Annotated in this window: 15 protein-coding genes and 2 tRNA genes; 9 read left to right on the top strand and 8 right to left on the bottom strand. The window is 62.7% G+C overall.

Annotation, left to right across the window (positions count from 1 at the left end):
* The first annotated feature begins 127 nt into the window (after positions 1 to 127).
* Together LQ249_RS10730 and LQ249_RS10725 are read left to right on the top strand one after the other, a co-directional pair.
* The gene (locus tag LQ249_RS10730; RefSeq protein ID WP_046384151.1) at positions 128 to 2,779 is read left to right on the top strand and encodes a sensor histidine kinase; all 2,652 of its coding nucleotides are present in this window, start codon (positions 128 to 130) and stop codon (positions 2,777 to 2,779) included.
* Complete coding sequence (locus LQ249_RS10725) at positions 2,776 to 3,468, top strand: response regulator (RefSeq protein WP_046384152.1); 693 nt, start codon at positions 2,776 to 2,778, stop codon at positions 3,466 to 3,468. The genes LQ249_RS10730 and LQ249_RS10725 overlap by 4 nt, the downstream gene beginning before the upstream one ends.
* On the opposite strand, the gene LQ249_RS10720 is transcribed toward LQ249_RS10725, so the two are convergent.
* Positions 3,428 to 4,351 carry a LysR family transcriptional regulator gene (locus tag LQ249_RS10720; protein WP_046384153.1) on the bottom strand — a complete coding sequence of 308 codons (924 nt, stop codon included), beginning with the start codon at positions 4,349 to 4,351 and terminating at the stop codon, positions 3,428 to 3,430. The two genes, LQ249_RS10725 and LQ249_RS10720, sit on opposite strands and share 41 nt — an antisense overlap.
* A gap of 106 nt (positions 4,352 to 4,457) precedes the next feature.
* Between LQ249_RS10720 and LQ249_RS10715 the strand changes: the two genes are divergently transcribed.
* Positions 4,458 to 5,978 carry an MFS transporter gene (locus LQ249_RS10715; RefSeq protein WP_232566444.1) on the top strand — a complete coding sequence of 507 codons (1,521 nt, stop codon included), beginning with the start codon at positions 4,458 to 4,460 and terminating at the stop codon, positions 5,976 to 5,978.
* Between the two features lie 80 nt (positions 5,979 to 6,058).
* On the opposite strand, the gene LQ249_RS10710 is transcribed toward LQ249_RS10715, so the two are convergent.
* The 6 genes from LQ249_RS10710 to LQ249_RS10685 form a co-directional block, all read right to left on the bottom strand.
* A tRNA-Asp gene (locus LQ249_RS10710) sits at positions 6,059 to 6,135 on the bottom strand.
* Between the two features lie 19 nt (positions 6,136 to 6,154).
* Positions 6,155 to 6,230 (bottom strand) — tRNA-Val (locus tag LQ249_RS10705).
* A gap of 243 nt (positions 6,231 to 6,473) precedes the next feature.
* Positions 6,474 to 7,076, bottom strand: coding sequence for a protocatechuate 3,4-dioxygenase subunit alpha (pcaG, locus tag LQ249_RS10700; RefSeq protein WP_046384155.1), 603 nt, complete (start codon positions 7,074 to 7,076; stop codon positions 6,474 to 6,476).
* 12 nt (positions 7,077 to 7,088) lie between these two features.
* Complete coding sequence (gene pcaH / locus LQ249_RS10695) at positions 7,089 to 7,808, bottom strand: protocatechuate 3,4-dioxygenase subunit beta (protein WP_017846846.1); 720 nt, start codon at positions 7,806 to 7,808, stop codon at positions 7,089 to 7,091.
* Between the two features lie 129 nt (positions 7,809 to 7,937).
* Positions 7,938 to 8,867 carry a pca operon transcription factor PcaQ gene (gene pcaQ / locus LQ249_RS10690; protein WP_017846845.1) on the bottom strand — a complete coding sequence of 310 codons (930 nt, stop codon included), beginning with the start codon at positions 8,865 to 8,867 and terminating at the stop codon, positions 7,938 to 7,940.
* Between the two features lie 70 nt (positions 8,868 to 8,937).
* Complete coding sequence (locus LQ249_RS10685; RefSeq protein WP_232566443.1) at positions 8,938 to 9,762, bottom strand: sugar phosphate isomerase/epimerase family protein; 825 nt, start codon at positions 9,760 to 9,762, stop codon at positions 8,938 to 8,940.
* Between the two features lie 384 nt (positions 9,763 to 10,146).
* Between LQ249_RS10685 and LQ249_RS10680 the strand changes: the two genes are divergently transcribed.
* Positions 10,147 to 11,001, top strand: coding sequence for an IclR family transcriptional regulator (locus LQ249_RS10680; protein ID WP_079443209.1), 855 nt, complete (start codon positions 10,147 to 10,149; stop codon positions 10,999 to 11,001).
* Positions 10,998 to 12,755: an FAD-dependent oxidoreductase gene (locus tag LQ249_RS10675; RefSeq protein WP_079443208.1), complete on the top strand. Its 1,758-nt coding sequence runs from the start codon at positions 10,998 to 11,000 to the stop codon at positions 12,753 to 12,755. The genes LQ249_RS10680 and LQ249_RS10675 overlap by 4 nt, the downstream gene beginning before the upstream one ends.
* 29 nt (positions 12,756 to 12,784) lie before the next feature.
* On the opposite strand, the gene LQ249_RS10670 is transcribed toward LQ249_RS10675, so the two are convergent.
* Positions 12,785 to 13,558, bottom strand: coding sequence for an IclR family transcriptional regulator domain-containing protein (locus LQ249_RS10670; protein ID WP_169864044.1), 774 nt, complete (start codon positions 13,556 to 13,558; stop codon positions 12,785 to 12,787).
* A 145-nt stretch (positions 13,559 to 13,703) separates the two neighbouring features.
* Between LQ249_RS10670 and LQ249_RS10665 the strand changes: the two genes are divergently transcribed.
* From LQ249_RS10665 to LQ249_RS10650, 4 genes are all read left to right on the top strand, one after another.
* Positions 13,704 to 14,522, top strand: a complete 819-nt coding sequence (locus tag LQ249_RS10665) for a shikimate dehydrogenase family protein (protein WP_169864041.1) — start codon at positions 13,704 to 13,706, stop codon at positions 14,520 to 14,522.
* 35 nt (positions 14,523 to 14,557) lie between these two features.
* Complete coding sequence (locus LQ249_RS10660) at positions 14,558 to 16,336, top strand: FAD-dependent oxidoreductase (RefSeq protein WP_079443205.1); 1,779 nt, start codon at positions 14,558 to 14,560, stop codon at positions 16,334 to 16,336.
* Positions 16,305 to 16,625, top strand: coding sequence for an NIPSNAP family protein (locus tag LQ249_RS10655; protein WP_079443204.1), 321 nt, complete (start codon positions 16,305 to 16,307; stop codon positions 16,623 to 16,625). The genes LQ249_RS10660 and LQ249_RS10655 overlap by 32 nt, the downstream gene beginning before the upstream one ends.
* 68 nt (positions 16,626 to 16,693) lie before the next feature.
* On the top strand, positions 16,694 to 18,427 hold the full coding sequence (locus LQ249_RS10650; RefSeq protein WP_232566442.1) for an FAD-dependent oxidoreductase: 1,734 nt from the start codon (positions 16,694 to 16,696) through the stop codon (positions 18,425 to 18,427).
* The last annotated feature ends 43 nt before the right edge of the window (positions 18,428 to 18,470 follow it).

The raw sequence follows: 18,470 nt of genomic DNA, 5'->3' as shown, positions 1-18,470 counted from the left end.
CCCATCCACTGTAGGAGCGAGCTTGCTCGCGAAGGGCGTTAACGATAACGCGGGAAACCTGACACCCAACGGCACCCTCAGGTTTTTCGCGAGCAAGCTCGCTCCTACAGACAACTAGAGGAAGAATATGCCCGCCTTAAACGATGCACGCCCCGACCCCGACGCCCTGCTGGCGCGGGTACAACAAGAAGAACAGGCCGCCTTGCGCGGCAAATTGCGTATCTACTTCGGCTCCAACGCCGGGGTGGGCAAGACCTGCGCCATGCTCGCCGCGGCGCAACGCGAAGTCGCCCTGGGCCGCGACGTACTGGCCGGGGTGGTGGAAACCCATGGCCGCGCGGAAACCGCCGAGTGGCTCCATGGCCTGGAACAACTGCCCCGCGCCGCGCTGCAGCATGGCGAGTTCGCGCTCAGCGAATTCGACCTCGACGCCGCCCTGCGCCGCCATCCCGCCGTGGTGTTGGTGGATGAACTGGCCCATAGCAACGTGCCCGGCTCGCGCCACCCCAAACGCTGGCAAGACGTGGAAGAGCTGCTCAGCGCCGGCATCGATGTCTGGACCACCCTCAACGTGCAGCACCTGGAAAGCCTGAATGACCTGGTCAGCGGGATCATCGGCATCCGCGTGCGCGAAACCGTGCCCGACCATGTGTTCGATAACGCCCACGACGTGGTGGTGATCGACCTGCCGCCGGACGATCTGTTGCAACGCCTCAAGGACGGCAAAGTGTACCTGGGCCCGGCGGCGTCGCGTGCGTCGCAACATTTTTTCCGCAAGGGCAACCTGCTGGCGCTGCGCGAACTGGCACTGCGGCGCACGGCCGACCGGGTCGACACGCAAATGCGCGTGTACCGCCGCGAACAGTCGATCAAGGCCCTGTGGCCGGCCCGCGAACGGCTGCTGGTCGGCGTGGCCGGTGACGCTGGCGATGAACGCCTGGTGCGTGAAGCGGCGCGCCTGGCGCAGAAGCTGGAAGCGGACTGGATTGTGGTCCACGTCGCGTCGGCCCAGGGACGCGGCGCCCAGCGCTACCTGAGCGCGATGAAGACCCTGGCCCTGGCCGGCGAATTCGGCGCCGACACGGCCACACTGCCGGGCATGGACGTCGCCGAAGCCCTGGTCGCCTGCGCCCGCGAGCACAATGCCAATCGCCTGGTGCTCGGCCATCATCCGCGCCGCCGGTGGCGGTTCTGGCATCAGTCGGTCAGCGACCGGATCAGCCGCCATCACCCGCAAATCGATCAGATCGTGATTGCCCACGGCCTGCTGCCGGGCAAGCCCGTCGTGCACGAAAAACCCGCGGCGCTGCCCGGCACTCGACTGGCCTACCTCTGGGCCAGCCTCGCCTGTTTCGCCGCCAGCGCCGGCGCCGCCCTGCTCTTGCAGGTGTTCGACCTGGCCAACGTGGTCATGCTGTTTTTGCTCACCGTCGTGTTGGTGGCGCTGCGCTATGGACGCGGCCCCGGCGTGTGGGCCGCGATGCTCGCGGTGCTGTGTTTCGACTTCTTTTTCGTACAGCCGCGCTATTCATTCACCGTCAACGACACCCAATATTTCTTCACCTTTGCGTTGATGCTCGGCATCGCCCTGATCACCGGCCAACTCACCGCGCGCCTGCGCCACGAAGCGCGCACCGCTGCCGCGCGCGAACGCCGCGCAACCTCCCTGGCGCGCCTGGCCCGCGACCTGTCGGCCGCGCTGACCGTGGAGCACATCAGCGAAGTCGCGCTGCGCACCTTCAGCGGCGTCTTCGAAGCCCGGGTCGGCCTGGCCCTCCCGGATGCCGCCGATGGCGTACACAGCGTCAGCGCGGGCGGGCTGCCGATCGACGACAGCATCGCCCAATGGGCTTACGACCACGGCCACCCCGCCGGCCACGGCACCGACACCCTGTCGGCGGCCAAGGGCTGCTACTTGCCGCTCAAAGCGCCGATGCGCGTGCGCGGCGTGCTGGTGCTGGAACTGGCGCAGAGCGAGCGCCTGAACGACCCACAGGAACGCCGCCTGCTCGAAGCCTGCATGAGCCAGCTGGCGATTGCCCTGGAGCGCGTGCATTTCGTCGAGGTGGCGCAAAGCACCCTGGTGCAGATGGAAGGCGAGAAAATGCGCAACACCCTGCTCGCGGCGATTTCCCACGACCTGCGCACGCCCTTGACCACGCTGATCGGCGCCGCCGACACCGCCCTGCCCCACGCCCCGCCGGGGCCGCTGACCGATCTGCTGCACGGCATCCACGAACAAGCCACGTCCATGCAGCGCCTGATCGAAAACCTGCTGGACATGGCACGCATGCAAGAACGCGGCGTGCGCCTGAACCGCCAATGGCACTCGCTGGAAGAAATCGTCGGCAGCGCCCTGCGCCAATTGCGCGAACCGTTGGCGCGGCACCCTGTCCACACCACGCTCGACGCGCACTTGCCGCTGGTTGAAGTCGACGCGCTGCTGATCGAGCGGGTGCTGGTCAACCTGCTGGACAACGCCGCCAAGTACACCCCGCCGGGCACCGCTATCCGCGTGGCCGCGAGCCAGGTCGGCGAGGGCATTGTGCTGGAGGTCAGCGACACCGGCCCCGGCCATGCGCCGGCGAATCTGTTCGAACCCTTCACCCGCGGCCAACAGGAATCGTCCGTCGCCGGCATCGGCCTGGGCCTGGCGCTGGCCAAACGCATCGTCGAGGCCCACGGCGGGCGCATCGACGCCAACCCCGGCCGCGCGTGCGGCATGCATTTCATCATCACGCTACCGGCGGGCACCCCGCCCGTCATGGACCCCTTATGAGCACTGCACGCATTCTGATTGTTGAAGACGAGGCCAACATCCGCCGCTTTGTCGGCATTGCCCTGCAAGATGAAGGTTTTCAGGTGTTCGAGGCCGACAGCGTCAAACGCGCGCTGATCCATGCCGCCAGCCGTCAGCCGGACCTGGTGATCGTCGACCTCGGCCTGCCGGACGGCGATGGCAAACAACTGATCAGCGAACTGCGCGGCTGGCTGGCGGTGCCGATCCTGGTGTTGTCGGCGCGTGACCGCGAAGAGGAAAAAGTCGCCGCCCTGGACGCTGGCGCCGATGACTACCTGACCAAGCCGTTCGGCGTGCCCGAACTGCTCGCACGCATTCGCGCCCAACTGCGCCGGCATGGGCAGACCGGCAGCGTGGTGGCGACCAGCAAGGTGGCGTTCGGCGAGATCGAGGTCGACCTGGCCACCCATGAAGTGTCGCGCTCGGGCCAGCCGGTCCACCTGACGCCCATCGAGTACCGCTTGCTCTGCGCGATGATTCGCGGCCAGAGCCGGGTGCTGACTCACCGGCAACTGCTGCTGGACGTGTGGGGCCTGGACTACGTCGACCGCGCCCACTACCTACGTGTACACATGGCGCATTTGCGGCAAAAACTCGAGGCCGACCCGGCGCAGCCGCAGTACTTCATTACCGAGTTGCAGGTGGGCTACCGGTTGGTCGGGTTGTGAACAGGCGCGCGGCGGCGAAGTCCACGAACACGCGGATTTTCGGCGAGAGATGGCGACTGGACGGCCACAGCGCCCAGAACTGGCCCTCGTCCTCGCAGTGGCCCTCCAACACGGTGTCCAACTGCCCTTGGGCGAGCGCTTCGCGGGCGAGAAAGTCCGGCACGTAGGCAATGCCGTGGCCGTCGACGGCGGCGCTGAGCATGGCTTCCATATTGTTCAACGTCAGCGCCGTGGGCAGGCGCAACGCCGTGATCGCGGGGTTGGCGGACAACGTCCAGTCCATGATCTTGCCGGTGGTGGCAAACCGATAACGCAGGCATGGGTGGCGCTCAAGATCGGCGAGGGTTGCCGGCCGCCCGTGCTCGCGCAGATACGCGGGCGATGCACACAGCACAAACCTGAACGGCCCCAGCTTGCGGGCCATCAAGCTCGAATCGGCCAGGCCGCCGCTGCGGATCACCACGTCGAAGCCCTCCTCGATCACATCCACCAGGTGGTCGTTGAAATCCAGTTCCAGCTCGATCTCCGGGTAGGTCTGCCTGAACGCGAGCATATGCGGAAAGAGAAAGCGGTAGCCGATGGTCGGCAGGCTGACGCGCAATTTGCCACGGGGCGCTTGTATGGCATGGGAAAGCATGGCGCGGGCGTCGTGCAGGTCGTCGAGAATTTTCCGACAGCGCTCGTAGAACAATTGACCTTCGGCGGTCAGGCCGACTTTGCGCGTGCTGCGGTGCAGCAGGCGCACATTCAGCGAGGCTTCGAGTTTGGCGACATTCTTGCCCACCGCCGAGGCGGAAACCCCCAGTGCCCGCGCTGCCCCCACGAAGCTGAGGGCTTCTGCCGTTTTGACGAAGGCGATCACGCCGCTGAGATTATCCGTCACGCCATTACATCCATTCAGTCCGTTATGAGTGGAATGTAAGGCTGTTTATCGATGATTGCATCCTATCTAGAGTCTTTGTCTTCATAAAACAGCCGGAATGCCCCCCATGCACACCACCACCGAGACCCTGCCCGCCCCGGGCCGCCATGCCATCCTGGCCGCGATTTGCCTGGCGGCGTTGGTGTTGCCCATGAGCTTTACCGGCGGCGCTGTCGCCACGCCATTTATCGGCCAGACATTCGCCGCCCACCCCACGCAACTGGCGTGGATCACCAACGCGTTCATGCTCAGCTTCGGCAGCTTGTTGATGGCCGCCGGCACCCTCGCCGACCGCTATGGGCGCAAGCGCCTGTTTTTATGGGGCATGGCACTGTTTACTGGCGCCTCCCTGTGGCTGACGGTGGCACCGGGCATGCTCTGGCTGGATGCCTTGCGCGCACTGCAGGGCGTCGCGGCGGCCATCGCGCTGGCCAGCGGTTGTGCGGCGCTGGCCCAGGAATTTGACGGGCATGCGCGCACGCGCGCCTTCAGCCTGCTGGGCACCACCTTCGGCGCGGGGCTGGCGTTTGGCCCGCTGTTGTCGGGGCTGCTGATCGAACAGTGGGGCTGGCGCGCGATTTTCCTCGGCACGGCCGTGCTGGCAGGCCTCTCGCTCATGCTCGCCGCGCCGACCCTGCGGGAAAGCCGCGATCCCCGGGCACTGCGCCTGGACACGGCCGGCGTGCTGACGTTTTCGGCCATGCTGGTGAGCTTGACCACAGCGGTCATCCTCGCGCCGGAACAGGGTTGGGGCGCGGCGAGCACGCGGTACCTGCTGGCGGTGGCCGCCGTGTTGCTGCTGGTGTTTATCCTCGTTGAACATCGCGTCCGCCACCCGATGCTCGACCTGCAGCTGTTTCGCTTTGCGCGCTTCCTTGGCGTGCAACTGCTGCCGATCGGCACCTGTTACTGCTACATCGTCCTGATCGTGTTGCTGCCGCTGCGCTTTATCGGCGTCGAAGGCCACGGCGCGTCCGAGGCAGGCTTGATGATGCTCGCACTGTCGGCGCCCATGCTGGGGGTGCCGATGCTCGCGGCGACGCTCACGCGCTGGCTGTCGGCGGGCGTGCTGTGCGCCATTGGCCTGCTGATCGCGGCGGCGGGCTTGTATGCGCTGAGCCTGGTTCAGGTCGGCCAGCCGTGGCAGACAGTGGTCGCGATGCTGATCATCGGCATCGGCACCGGGTTGCCATGGGGCTTGATGGACGGGCTGGCGATCAGCGTGGTTCCCAAAGAACGTGCGGGCATGGCGGCGGGGATTTTCAATACCACACGCGTGGCCAGTGAGGGCGTGGCGCTGGCGGTTACCCTGGCGGTGTTGAGCGCCCTGGTTGCGCGTCATCTGCCGCAGCACACGGCGCTGGACGTTTCCGTCATTGCGCAGAGCCTGGTCATGGGCAATGTGCAGCACGCCAGTGCGAGCCTGCCCGTGGCGGTGTTGCGCACGGCCTATATCGCCGGCTTCAACAACTTGTTGCAACTGCTGGCGGGCTTCACCCTGCTGACGGCGGCGGCGGTGTTGATTTTCCTCGGTCGACGCCCCATCGCGCCCCTCCACGCCGAGGCCGCACAGGGAGCGCCGAGCTGAATGGCAGGCACAAAAAAAGCCCGCTCGATGAGCGGGCTTTCTGTGGTGACCTGGCGTTCAGCGTTCCAGGTTACCGAATATGGCGCAGCGGACGGGACTCGAACCCGCGACCCCCGGCGTGACAGGCCGGTATTCTAACCGACTGAACTACCGCTGCGCGTAACACTTGAAGCGAATGGTGGGTGATGACGGGATCGAACCGCCGACCCTCTGCTTGTAAGGCAGATGCTCTCCCAGCTGAGCTAATCACCCTTCACTTTCGGTGTGGGCCGCATCATATACGAAAAATCCGCAATGTGTTGATTTAAATGCAATTTATTTTAAATATTTTTCAATGAGCGGCGCGCCCCGGTAAAAACGGGCCTCTTCTGGGCCAAACGCGGCGCTATAGCGTTTAACCGATGGCCCGTTAACAGGTCACCCCGCACCGGGTTTTCCAAAGCCCAGACCGCAAAAAGCCCGCTCAATGAGCGGGCTTGCCGTGCCCCACCTCCGTCAGAAGTCGAAGAACACTGTTTCTTCTTCGCCCTGTATGCGGATATCGAAACGATAAGCCAACTTGCCATCAACCGTGCAACGCTTGGCGACCAGCGTCTCCCGACGTTGAGGCTGCTCGATCAGATTCAGCACCGGATCGATCGCATTGGCCTGGGCTTCGTCGTCGAAGTACACCCGGGTCTGCAAGTGAATATTGATGCCCCGCGCGAACAGCGAAACATTGACGTGCGGCGCCATCGGCACACCCGCAGCGTTCTTCACGGTGCCCGGCTTGACGGTATGGATCTGCCACTCGCCAGTATCCGTGGTCGCCGTGCGGCCAAAACCGTTGAAGGGCTTTTCCAGGTTGTAGTCGCTGTCGTAAACGCCTTCGTGGTCAGCCTGCCAACATTCCAGGAACGCATCGCGGATCAGGTGACCGTTGCCGTCATAGACATGGCCCAGTAACAGGATGTGCTCCCCCGGCGCACCAGGCTTGGCCATTTCGTTCCAGATTTCCTGCTCGCGGGGCGGGTTGCCTGCCGCCTCCAGCGCCAGGCCGATATGCACGTAAGGACCGGCGGTTTGCGACGGGGTTTCAGGCAGAAGTTCAACGGGCATGGACGTGCCTCCTCAACGGTTTTCGAAGTGGGTCTTGCGCTGACCGCGCAGAACGATATCAAAGCGATAAGCCAGGCAATCCATGGGATTGGCCATGCTCATATCAAGCCTTGCGATCAGGCTCTGCACCGCATCCGGATTGGCGATCGACTTGACGATCGGGCACATCGGGATGAGCGGGTCACCTTCGAAATACAGCTGGGTGATCAATCGCGTGGCAATCGACGGGCCACTGATGGAGAAGTGAATATGCGCCGGACGCCAGTCGTTGGGACCATTGCGCCACGGATACGGACCGGGCTTGACCGTGCGGAAACTGTAGTTGCCGTCGCGGTCGGTCAAGGCACGGCCGACGCCGCCGAAGTTAGGGTCGATGGGGGCCAGATAGCTGTCTTTCTTGTGTCGATAGCGACCACCGGCATTGGCTTGCCACATCTCCACCAGGGTATGGGGAATCGGCTTGCCATACTGGTCACAGACCCGACCGGCGACGATGATGCGCTCACCGATGGGCAAGCCCCCGTGGTTGAAGTTCAGCAGCAGATCGTTATCGTGCTGCCCCATCTTCAGGTGGGAAAAGTCCGGGCCGCTGGTTTCCGAGCGGGATAGGGGGATGCTCACCAAGGCTTGACGCGGGGAACGCAGGATCGAGGTTTTGTAGTCAGGCGTCAGGGCTTTGGGGTGCCAATTACGATCACGAATGACGAAACGGCTATTGTCCGCATCAGACATGTCGGTTTCCTTTTTGTTATGGATGAAAATCAGGGGTGAACGCTGGGTAACCGGCAATCACCGCCCCAGTCTCGCCTGATCAGGCGCCCTCCAACACTGAAAAAACCGACCCTATCCATATCCAGATGGTTATGGATAGCAGCCTTCGCGATATTCCTCGCCCACCTCGCGCAACACCTCCACGCACCATTGAGCCGCCATGGACATCGTCAGCGCGGGATTGCTGCACAGCCCCACAGAACCACCGGGTTCACGAATACCCAGTTCCAACTCAAACAGATCACCTCGATTCAGGTCCTGCCTGACCGCATCAAAAGGCGCGACCCAGATCGCCTGACTGCCCTGCACATAACGCCGACTCAAGATCAACGACAGGGTTTCCAGACGCTGGCGCGGCGGGCTGATGCCGTGCTGCACAAACAGGCTGTCGGCGTATTTGCGGATCGTCGTCCCCGCCAGCGGCAACACCAGCGGATAATTTTCGATATGTTCATGCGCCTGCGGGTCAGCCAATAGCGGATGGCCGTTACGCACCACCAGGGTCATGGATTCGCTGTACAGATGCTCGAACATCAGCCCCAGGATCTGCGGACTATCGGTCATGCGTCCGACCACCAGGTCCAACTCCCCTACACGCAATTGCGACAACAGGTACGCGCTCGGCCCGGTCACCACGCTCACGACCAACGCGGGATGTCGGGCATGCAAACGACAGACGACCTCGGGCACCAGCAAACTTTCCACGGTGGACAGCACGCCGAGCCTGGCGGTGAAGGGTTCGTGCTCGCCGGCACGCAGGCTATTCACCCCTTCTCGCAGCGCTTGTACGCTCGGCCCGGCATAACGCAAAAAAGCCACTCCGGCTTCAGTCAACGCCGCGCCACTTTTGCTGCGCACGAATAAAGTGGCGGTCAGCAGGGTTTCGAGTTCTTTGAGGGTCTTGGACAGCGCCGGCTGGCTGATCGCCAATTTTTCCGAGGCGCGCGCCAGACTGCCCTGGCGCGCCACTTCGAGAAAGCACACCAGATGGCGGAATTTGATGCGGGTATCGATATTCAACGTATTTAGCCGCCTTCGAGGTGTCCGGTGCCGCGAAAGTGTACGCCCGATGTCCGGGCGACGCTGCCGATCAGCGCCGTTGCAATACGTTATGAGCCTTGTCGAGCGCCCTCTTCGCCCGGTCGAAAGCGCTAACGCCTTGCTCCAACAACTGTCGAGAGGGGGTCTCCAGGCTCAGCGGGATACCGGCGGGCAGCGCGCTCAACAGACCGTCCAGGTCACAATCGCCGTCACCCGGGAAACGTCGTTCATTGCGCGCCTGACGCAGGATTTCATCCATATCGTCGGGGCGCGGTCCCGCTACGTCGCACAGCTGTGCGTAGCGGAAACGATGCGGCGCCTTGGCCGTGGCGGCGGCCAGTTCCGTGAGCGATGAGCCAGACCGATCGAAGTGGAACGCGTCAATCAGAACCCCACCGTTGGGACGGGCAGCGCTCTCGACAATGCGCCATGCCTGCGAAAGATCGCGTGCGTCTGTCCAAGGCATGAATTCCAGGTGCGGGTGGATGCCGAGCGGGGCCGCCATGTCGCACAGCGCCGCGAAGTTATCGCCCAGGCGGGCTTCGTCCGGGTCGTTGCCGGCGATCAACAATTCAGTCGCGCCAAACTCGGCACCGACGTCCAGAAGGCCGAGGAAATCCTGCACGCGGGTTTCCGGCTTCAATCGCAGGATCTCAATGTCCAGCACCTTGATCCCGGTGTCGCGCAGACGCTGGTGCGTTCGATGCCGCAACTCGGCATCTGCCATCAAGGGGAAGTGATGTTCTTGCGGCGTTGCCGGTTCCAGCCGCAAGCCGACATGGCTATATCCGGCGCGGGCAGCGACCTCGACCATGTCCGGAGGCGACAGCTCCAGCACGGTCAGGGCAGCCAGGGAAAATATCTGTTCGCTCATGGTCGACTCTCGTTCTCGAATTCCAAAAAAAGCGACGTGCTTCGGTCACGAAAAGTGACGACCTGAGCCGCTGTCTTTTTTAGTTAGAACTGAGTTCCAGTTTTAAATCAAGTGGAAAAAACACGCGTGGAGGAAAGCAGTTTTCGCGGTTGGTTTGTGTTCGATAACCGCACAAAAGCCTGATTTTCCGATTGATCATTCTTCCTTAAAAACCGAACACTAAATAAGACTCCCCCCCGAAGCCCCCGTAATCCGGGACTTGCGCCCTGTCGGCGCAACCGGGCGAATTGACACTGCCGATGGAACTGGAATAGTTTTCCAGAATCATCGAAAGCCAATTCCAGCGAAACGACGAGCGTCACAAAACCAATGAGGAGCCAGGTTATGCCAAGCGCAGCGAGTCACACCGAAAGCAGTTATGTAGGGCGCTTTGACCGTGGTCTGGCCATTCTGGAAATGCTGGCCAACAGCGGTGAAGGGATTCCCCTGACCGCGATTGCGGAACAGCTGCGCATCCCTCGAAGCGCAACCCATCGTCTGCTGAACACCTTGTGTGAAACCGGCTATGCACGCCAGGAGCAGGAACGTGGCACGTATGTGCTGACCTCCAAGTTGCAGGTCCTCGCCTTCACCCACCTGAGCGCCGACGGCACGGTTGATGCGGTGCAGCCGGTGCTCAATCGTCTGGCGGCAGACGTCGGTGAGCTGGTGCGGTTGTCCGTGGTGGACGAGGATCGGCTGACATGGGTTGCGCGTGCGCAAGGCGCACGCTCCGGGCTGCGTTATGACCCGGACATGGGCATGGCGGCCAAGCTCTCATGCTCCGCGAGCGGCTATGCGTGGTTGGCAAGCATGGATAACGAGCAGGCGTTGGCGCTGGTCGGTCGACAGGGCTTCGGTCTGGTCCAGGACTATGGTCCCTCTGCCCCGCAAACCGTTGAGGCATTGCTGCCAAGAATCGAATCGGCACGGACCCTCGGCTATGCGATGGCCATTCAGACATTTGCCGACTGGATGTCAGCCATCGCTGTCCCCCTGTTTCACCCAATCAGCCGCAAGGTGATTGGGGTGGTCAGTGTTGCGGGCCCGGTTTTCCGGCTTTCCGAAGCGCGGCTGCATCAAATCGCCCCGTCACTCATCGCTGCCGTAGCAGAAATCCAGCAGTTGATTCCGGGGTCTCCCGCCCTGATGAGTCCAGGGCTCACCGCAATTAATATCAGTCAAGGTGACTCAGTGTGAACACCCAGAACAACCCCAGGCCAAAACGTCTCGATTGTGATCTGTTAGTGATCGGCTCCGGCGCTTCCGGCCTTGCCGCCGCCGTGACCGCCGCGTCCCAGGGCCTTAAGGTCATCGTGGTGGAAAAGCATGCAACATTCGGCGGCGCGACAGCATGGTCGGGTGGATGGCTGTGGGTTCCCGGCAATCCATTGGCCAAGCGCGCGGGTATTGATGAAGATCCACAGCAACCGCGCACCTATTTGAAGAATGAACTGGGTTCACGCTACAACGCCGAACGGGTCGATGCTTTTCTGGACAATGCGCCACGGATGGTGGCGTTTTTTGAAGAAAACACCGCGTTAAAATGGGTCGATGGCAACGGCATCCCCGACATTCATGGGCATGTTCCCGGCGCCGCCGTTCAAGGCCATCAGGTGATCGCGGCGCCCTACGATGCGAGAAACATGGGGCGGTTGATCCGACGCATGCGCAAACCCATGAGAGAGACGTCTTTCCTCGGCATGCCGATCATGGCCGGGCCTGATCTGGCGGCCTTTTTGAGCATGACCCAATCGCTCAAATCCTTTATCCATGTCAGCAAGCGTTTTCTACGCCACCTGCGAGATCTGGCCCTCCACGGTCGGGCCATGCACTTGGTCAACGGCCAGGCGTTGGTCGCACGCCTGGCCAAATCGGCGGTCGATCGAGGTGTGACGCTGATCGAGTCTGCCCCCGCTCGCCAATTGATCCTGGATCAAGGCACGGTCTTGGGAGCTATTGTCGACACGCCAGACGGCACCACGCACATCTATGCCACCCGAGGCGTCGTGTTGGCAGCCGGTGGTTTCCCCAACGACATGCGTCGGCGCAAGGCGCTTTTCCCGCGCACGCCGACAGACAATGACCACCTGGCCTTGCCCCCTGTCGATTGTTCGGGCGATGGCATTTCACTGGGCGAATCTGCCGGTGGCGTGCTGGAGGTAGACGTTGCATCACCCGCCGCATGGGCCCCGGTTTCGTTGGTCCCGCACGCGGACGGCAGCACGGGGCATTTCCCCCACATCATCGACCGCGCCAAACCCGGCCTGATTGGCGTGCTGTCCACCGGCAAGCGCTTCGTCAACGAAGCCGACGGCTACTACGATTACACCGCTGCCATGATGACCGCGGCGCCTGAAGGCGAAGAAGTTGCGTCCTGGCTGATCTGCGATCACCGCTTCCAGCGCCGCTTCGGGCTGGGTCATTCGCGGCCGTTCCCGCTACCGGTGGGGCCGTCGGTACGCAGTGGGTATTTACACCGCGCCGCATCCATCCATGCGCTGGCCGAAGCCTGCGGTATCGATCCGGCGGGGTTGTCTGAAACGGTACGCAACTTCAACGAGCACGCCCGCAACGGTCAGGACCCTGCGTTCGGTCGTGGCTCCACGCCTTACAACCGCAAACAAGGCGATCCCCTCATTACCGAAGGCAACCCCTGCGTGGCCCCGATCGAACACGGCCCGTTCTATGCCGTGAAGGTCCGCCCTGGCAGCTTCGGCACATTCGCGGGCCTCAAGACCAATGGCCATGCCCAGGTAGTGGACCGCAGTGGAGCCGCCATCACCGGGCTCTACGCAGTCGGCACCGACATGGCGAGCGTCATGGGCGGTTACTACCCTTCCGGTGGGATCAACCTCGGGCCGGCCATGACGTTCGGCTATATTGCGGGGCTTCATGCGGCCGCTGCGCAGCATTCAACCGATGCGAGTTCGAATGCCCAGGACGTCGCGTAACACCGTTCAACTGAAGCCTGTTCTGACATTCAAAGTGTCATGATCGGCCGCAGCAGCGCCTGCCCTTCGTACAGCGGCGACAGGTACCGCTCGCGCATGTCCTCAACCGTCATGCGCGACGCGTGAGTCGTCAGCGTCAGCGTTGCCTGCAATTGCCCTTCCCGATCCAGCAGCGGCACGCTCAGCACCCGCATGCCCACTTCATATTCCTGATCCACCATCACGTAACCACGCTCGCCCGCCAGGGCGATTTCGCGGCGGATCAGGGCTTCGTCGGTGAGCGTATAAGGCGTGATGGCTCGAGGAGGGTTGCGTTGGAAGTAAGCACACAGCGCCTCTGGCGAAAAACTCGCCAACCACAGCCGTCCGCTGCCGGTGCAATACATCGGCACCCGTGAACCGGGACGAATCGACATCGAGGTGATGTGGCTATAGCGACTGCGCACCACATGCACAATGTCATCACCGTCGCGAACACCCACCGACACATGCTCCTGGGTGGTCCGCGCCACCTGCTCGACGATGGGCCGCAGCATGCGCGGCAGTATCGCGGAATCGACGTAAGCCTGGCCAATACGCAAGGCCTTCGCGGTCAGCCAGTAATGGCGGCCATCGGTCTGCGCAAAGTCGTCATGCACCAAGGTCAGCAAAAAACGCCGCGCGGCGCTTTGGGTCATATCGGCCATGCGCGCCACTTGCGGCACGCTCAGGCGCGGATGCTCCTGGGAAAACAACTGCAACAGCGCCAGGCCTTTTTGCAGGCCGACGATCAAATCCCGCGGGTGGATGGTGGGTTTCTTCATCACTCGGATTCTTTATCGTGCATAGACTGCGATTATCGCACTGACACTGCGATTATCAACCTAATCCCTCACAAGCTCGATTGTTCGCTGCCTTCACCGCTTGCAGTATCAGCGGCACAACACAGCTAATAAGCGGGTACCTCCCATGATTCAGGGTTCGACTGAACTGGTCGCCATCGTCGGCTCACCTGTAGCCCAGGTGAAATCGCCGGAAAACTTCAATCGCTGGTTCGCCGACCACCAGCAGAACGTCGCCATGCTCGCCATCGACCTTGCACAGAGCGCCCTGGATGATTTCGTCCAGACCCTGCGCGGCTGGCAAAACCTGCGCGGATGCGTGGTCACCGTTCCTTACAAGCAACTGCTGGCCAGCCGCCTGGACGGCGTCAGTGAACGCTCGGCGGCGCTGTGCTCGGTCAATGTGATCCGCCGCGAGACCGACGGTCGACTGGTGGGCGATATCGTCGACGGCGAAGGTTTTCTCAACGCTGCGCGCAAACACGGTTTCAACCCCAAGGACCAACAGGTTCTGGTAATCGGTACCGGCGGCGTCGGCAGCGCGATTGCGTATTCGTTGTGCCAGGCCGGGGTCAGCCATTTGGTCATCAGCGACATCAACGACGCGCGCGTCGAGGTGCTCGGCGACCTTCTACGCAGTGCCTTCCCGCAGATTGTGATCAGCGCCAGCCCGGCGTCGCTTGAGCACTTCGACCTGGTCGTCAACGCCTCGCCCGTCGGCATGAGTGCAACCAATGACAACGGCCCGATGCCGTTGCCGACTACGCTGATGGAAACCCTGAACGGCAAAACCCTGGTGGCGGATGTCGTGACATCGCCGGCGGTGACCCCGTTTCTCGCCATGGCCCGACGCCTCGGCTGCCCGATCCAGACCGGGCCGGAAATGGCGTTGGCGCAGTTGGGCAACCTCGGTCACTTCATGGGCGTGACGCCGCTGGAGATCTGACTCTCCGGGGGCGTCCTTAACAGGCGATAACAATAATGAACACGAAGACTTCCCTGCCCTCCGCCCATGCCGAGCTGACCTATGACGTGATTGTCCTGGGCAGCGGCGCGGCCGGATTCGCCGCAGCGGTGACTGCCAGTTGCCGCGGCCTCAAGGTGTTGTTGGTGGAAAAGACCGAGGCCTTCGGCGGTACGTCGGCGATTTCCGGTGGTGCGGTGTGGCTGCACGACACCGACCAGGCCCGAGCCGCCGGGCATTGCCTGCCTGCCGAACAGATGCGCCGTTATCTGAAAGAGGTGATCGGCAGCGGCTACAACCCGCCATTGATCGATGCCTTCATCGAACACGGCCGTGAAGCCCTGCGTTACCTGGAAACCCACAGCGAACTCAAGTACAGCCTGCGACCGTTGTCGCCCGACTATTACCCGGACTTGCCGGGTGGCACGCAAACAGGTCGCGCGCTGGAAATCGACGAGTACGACGGCCGCCACCTCGGTGAGCATTTCAAAGACCTCAAACGCCCGCCGGACGGCATGCTTCTTTTCGGCGGCATGATGGTCAATCGTGTCGATATCCAGCACTTCCTCAGCTTCAAGCGTTCGCCCAAATCCCTCTGGCACTGCCTTAAACTGATAGGACGTTACGCCGTCGACCGCCTCAACCATCCACGCGGCACCCGCCTGACCGTGGGCAATGCCTTGATCGCACGCCTGGCCACCACTGCGCTGGCCAAGGGTGTCGACCTGTGGCTGCAAGCAACCCCCGAGGCCTTGATCGTTGAACAGGGTTCGGTCAAGGGCGTGCAGATTTCCAGGCGCGGAACAACTCATTCCGTGTTCGCGCGTGGCGGTGTGGTGCTGGCCATGGGGGGTTTTGCCGCAAGCGCACACGCCGCCGAACAGCGGCCATCGACTGATTCGGAGCACTGGAGCATGTCGCCGCCGGCCAACGTCGGTGACGGGCAACGCCTGGCGGCCTCGGTCAACGCGGCAATCGGCGACAACCTGGCGGCGAATTTCTTCTGGGCCCCGGTTTCGGTGCTGCACAAGAGCGACGGCAGCGTGGAGCGCTTTCCGCATCTGGTCACCGACCGCGCCAAACCCGGCGTTATTGCGGTCAACCGTGCCGGGCGGCGCTTCGTTAATGAATCCAACTCCTATCACTGTTTCGTCGAAGCCATGTTCGCCAATGGCGGCGCCAATGCGCCCTGCTGGCTGATCTGTGACAGCGAAGCGATGAACAGCTACGGCATGGGCCTGGCGCGTCCGCGCCCCGTCGACAACAGCGCACTGATCGACGCCGGTTATCTGCTGCGTGCCGACAGCCTCGGCGAATTGGCACTCATCGCCGGCCTGGAGGCGAACACACTGGAGCAGACCGTGGCGCAGTACAACGCGGATGCCGATCAAGGCGTCGACCGCCAATTCGGCAAGGGCAGTACGGCCTACAACCGCTACATGGGTGACCCGCTGCATCAGCCCAATCCCTGCCTGAAAGCCCTGCGCAAGGCGCCCTTCTACGCCGTGTGTTTATTTACCGGCGACCTCGGTTCGGCACGCGGCCTGGTCACCAACGCCCAGGCCAACGTGCTGGATCGCAGCGGCGCACCGATCCCCGGCCTCTACGCGGCGGGCAACGAAATGAATTCAATCATGGACGGCACTTACCCCGGCCCCGGTATCACCCTCGGCCCAGGCATCACGTTCGGTTACCTCGCCGCCAGCGATATCGCTCAGCGGCTCGACCACAGCCGCGCACACCCATCCCACACTGGAGAACAGCATGTATTACGAACTGCGCACCTACACGATTAAACCCACCAAGCTCGGCGACTGGCTGGCCCTGTACAAAAGCGCCGCCTTAGCCGTGCAGCAAGAGCACTTGGGCAATCTGGTCGGCTTTTTCACCACCGAAATCGGTGAAGTCAATCAAGTGGTGCACATCTGGGGCTACGCCAGCCTTGACGAGCGCATGACCCGCCGCAATGCCATGGCGGCCGATCCCCGCTGGCAGGACTTCGCACGGCAGAACAAGGAACTGGACGCCGTGGTGACGCTGGAATCACGGCTGCTGCGTCCGACCGATTTTTCGCCGCTCAAATAACCCCATCACAGCGTTGCGCCGCTTCTGATCGGGAGCGGCCAACCTCATTTCTTTTCGCGGTAATGCCTATGCCCATCAACGCCCCCCTACTGTGTGATGTTCTGGTCGTCGGCTCCGGCGCCTCCGGCCTGGCAACGGCGGTGACCGCCGCGCACCTGAACCTCGACGTCATCGTGGTGGAGAAGGAGCCGCAGCTAGGCGGCACCAGCGCCTGGTCGGGCGGTTGGCTGTGGATTCCGCGCAACCCATTGGCCGTCGCCGACGGTATCGTTGAAGACCTGGAACAATCGCGGATTTACCTGCGCCATGAACTGCGCAGCGAAGTGCTCGACCCGCGCGTGGAGATGTTCCTCGCACAAGGCCCGCAGATGGTCGATTTTTTTCAACGCCACACCGAGGTGCAGTTTTTCTCCGGCAGCAAAATGCCTGATTTTCACGCCAGCGAAGGTTATGCAAAAGGCGGCCGTTCGGTCTGTGCGCAACCGTTCGACGGTCGTCGCCTCGGCCCTTGGATCAATAAACTCCGACGCCCGCTCGACGTGATCAGCCTGGCAGGAATGGGCATCGCCGGCGGTGCCGACCTCAATCATTTTCTCAACGCGCGCCAGTCGCCGTCCTCATTGCTCTACGCCGGCAAGCGCCTGTTACGCCAGGCCCGCGACCTGCTGCTTCATGGCCGCGGCCTGCACCTGGTGAACGGCAACGCACTGGTTGCCCGGCTGCTCAAAAGCGCGCTGGATCGCAAGGTGCGCCTACTGACTGACACGCCCGTGCGCGAACTGCTGCGTGACGGCGAGCGCGTGCTCGGGGCTCGCGTCGAATCTGCCGGGCGCCTGATCGAGATCCGCGCTCGACGTGGCGTGGTGCTCGCTTGCGGTGGGTTCCCCCACGACCAGCAGCGCATCGCCCATCTGTTCAAGCAGGCTCCCAACGGCACCGAACATTTGAGCGCAGCGCCCAAGGGCAATACCGGCGATGGCCTGCGACTGGGCGAGCGCGTCGGGGCCTGCGTGGCGTCCGACTTCGCCCATGCGGCCGCGTGGGCACCCGTGTCCCGGGTGCCGCGCGAAGACGGTGGTTTCAGCGGTTTTCCGCACCTGATGGAACGCGCCAAACCCGGCTTCATTGCCGTGCGCCAGGATGGCCGACGCTTCGTCAACGAAGCTGACTCCTACCACGACTACATGTGCGCACTGTTTAACGCCACGGGGCCAGCAGAAACGCCGATGTCCTGGCTGATCTGCGATCACCGCGCCCAACGTCGCTATGGCCTGGGCTGGTCCAAACCCTTTCCGTTTCCGACGGCAAAGTACGTGCGCGCGGGCTACCTGTTCAAGGCGCCGACGTTGATCGAACTGGCACACAAATGCGGCATCGATGCGCAACAGTTGGAAGTGACCGTCAGCGCCTTCAATCTGGGTGCGGAACAAGGTCACGACCCGCTCTTCCAGCGCGGTGAATCGCTGTACAACAGAGCACAGGGCGACGCTCTACACGGGCCGAACCCGTCCCTCGGCAGCCTGCACAAAGGCCCCTTCTATGCGGTGAAGCTGGTGCCCGGCAGCCTCGGCACCTTCGCCGGCCTGAACACCGACGCTTATGCCCGCGCATTAGACGAACACGGCACGCCGATTCCGGGGCTGTTCGCTGTGGGCAATGATATGAACAGCATCATGAACGGCCATTACCCCAGCGGCGGCATCACACTCGGTCCCGGCATGACCTTCGGTTATATCGCCGCACGCGTTCTTGCCGGCCAGGCCGTCGACGGAAAGCCAGCCGGTCAACCGGACCCTGTCTAAAGGCAAACAGATCGCCGGGGTAGATGAACGCACGCGAAGTCAT

The sequence above is a fragment of the Pseudomonas sp. 7-41 genome (genome assembly GCF_021233075.1).
Classification (GTDB): domain Bacteria; phylum Pseudomonadota; class Gammaproteobacteria; order Pseudomonadales; family Pseudomonadaceae; genus Aquipseudomonas; species Aquipseudomonas veronii.
The sequence above is the reverse complement of the archived record's forward strand: the minus strand, read 5'-3'. Positions and strand labels throughout refer to the sequence as shown.

What these genes read in the sequence shown, in the direction of transcription:
- LQ249_RS10650 (WP_232566442.1), top strand. Translation starts at nt 16,694, where the DNA reads ATGCCCATCAACGCCCCCCTACTGTGTGATGTTCTGGTCGTCGGCTCC.
- LQ249_RS10660 (WP_079443205.1), top strand. Translation starts at nt 14,558, where the DNA reads ATGAACACGAAGACTTCCCTGCCCTCCGCCCATGCCGAGCTGACCTAT.
- pcaG (WP_046384155.1), bottom strand. Translation starts at nt 7,076, where the DNA reads ATGCCCGTTGAACTTCTGCCTGAAACCCCGTCGCAAACCGCCGGTCCT.
- LQ249_RS10665 (WP_169864041.1), top strand. Translation starts at nt 13,704, where the DNA reads ATGATTCAGGGTTCGACTGAACTGGTCGCCATCGTCGGCTCACCTGTA.
- LQ249_RS10655 (WP_079443204.1), top strand. Translation starts at nt 16,305, where the DNA reads ATGTATTACGAACTGCGCACCTACACGATTAAACCCACCAAGCTCGGC.
- LQ249_RS10670 (WP_169864044.1), bottom strand. Translation starts at nt 13,558, where the DNA reads ATGAAGAAACCCACCATCCACCCGCGGGATTTGATCGTCGGCCTGCAA.
- pcaH (WP_017846846.1), bottom strand. Translation starts at nt 7,808, where the DNA reads ATGTCTGATGCGGACAATAGCCGTTTCGTCATTCGTGATCGTAATTGG.
- LQ249_RS10715 (WP_232566444.1), top strand. Translation starts at nt 4,458, where the DNA reads ATGCACACCACCACCGAGACCCTGCCCGCCCCGGGCCGCCATGCCATC.
- LQ249_RS10680 (WP_079443209.1), top strand. Translation starts at nt 10,147, where the DNA reads ATGCCAAGCGCAGCGAGTCACACCGAAAGCAGTTATGTAGGGCGCTTT.
- LQ249_RS10730 (WP_046384151.1), top strand. Translation starts at nt 128, where the DNA reads ATGCCCGCCTTAAACGATGCACGCCCCGACCCCGACGCCCTGCTGGCG.
- LQ249_RS10725 (WP_046384152.1), top strand. Translation starts at nt 2,776, where the DNA reads ATGAGCACTGCACGCATTCTGATTGTTGAAGACGAGGCCAACATCCGC.
- LQ249_RS10685 (WP_232566443.1), bottom strand. Translation starts at nt 9,762, where the DNA reads ATGAGCGAACAGATATTTTCCCTGGCTGCCCTGACCGTGCTGGAGCTG.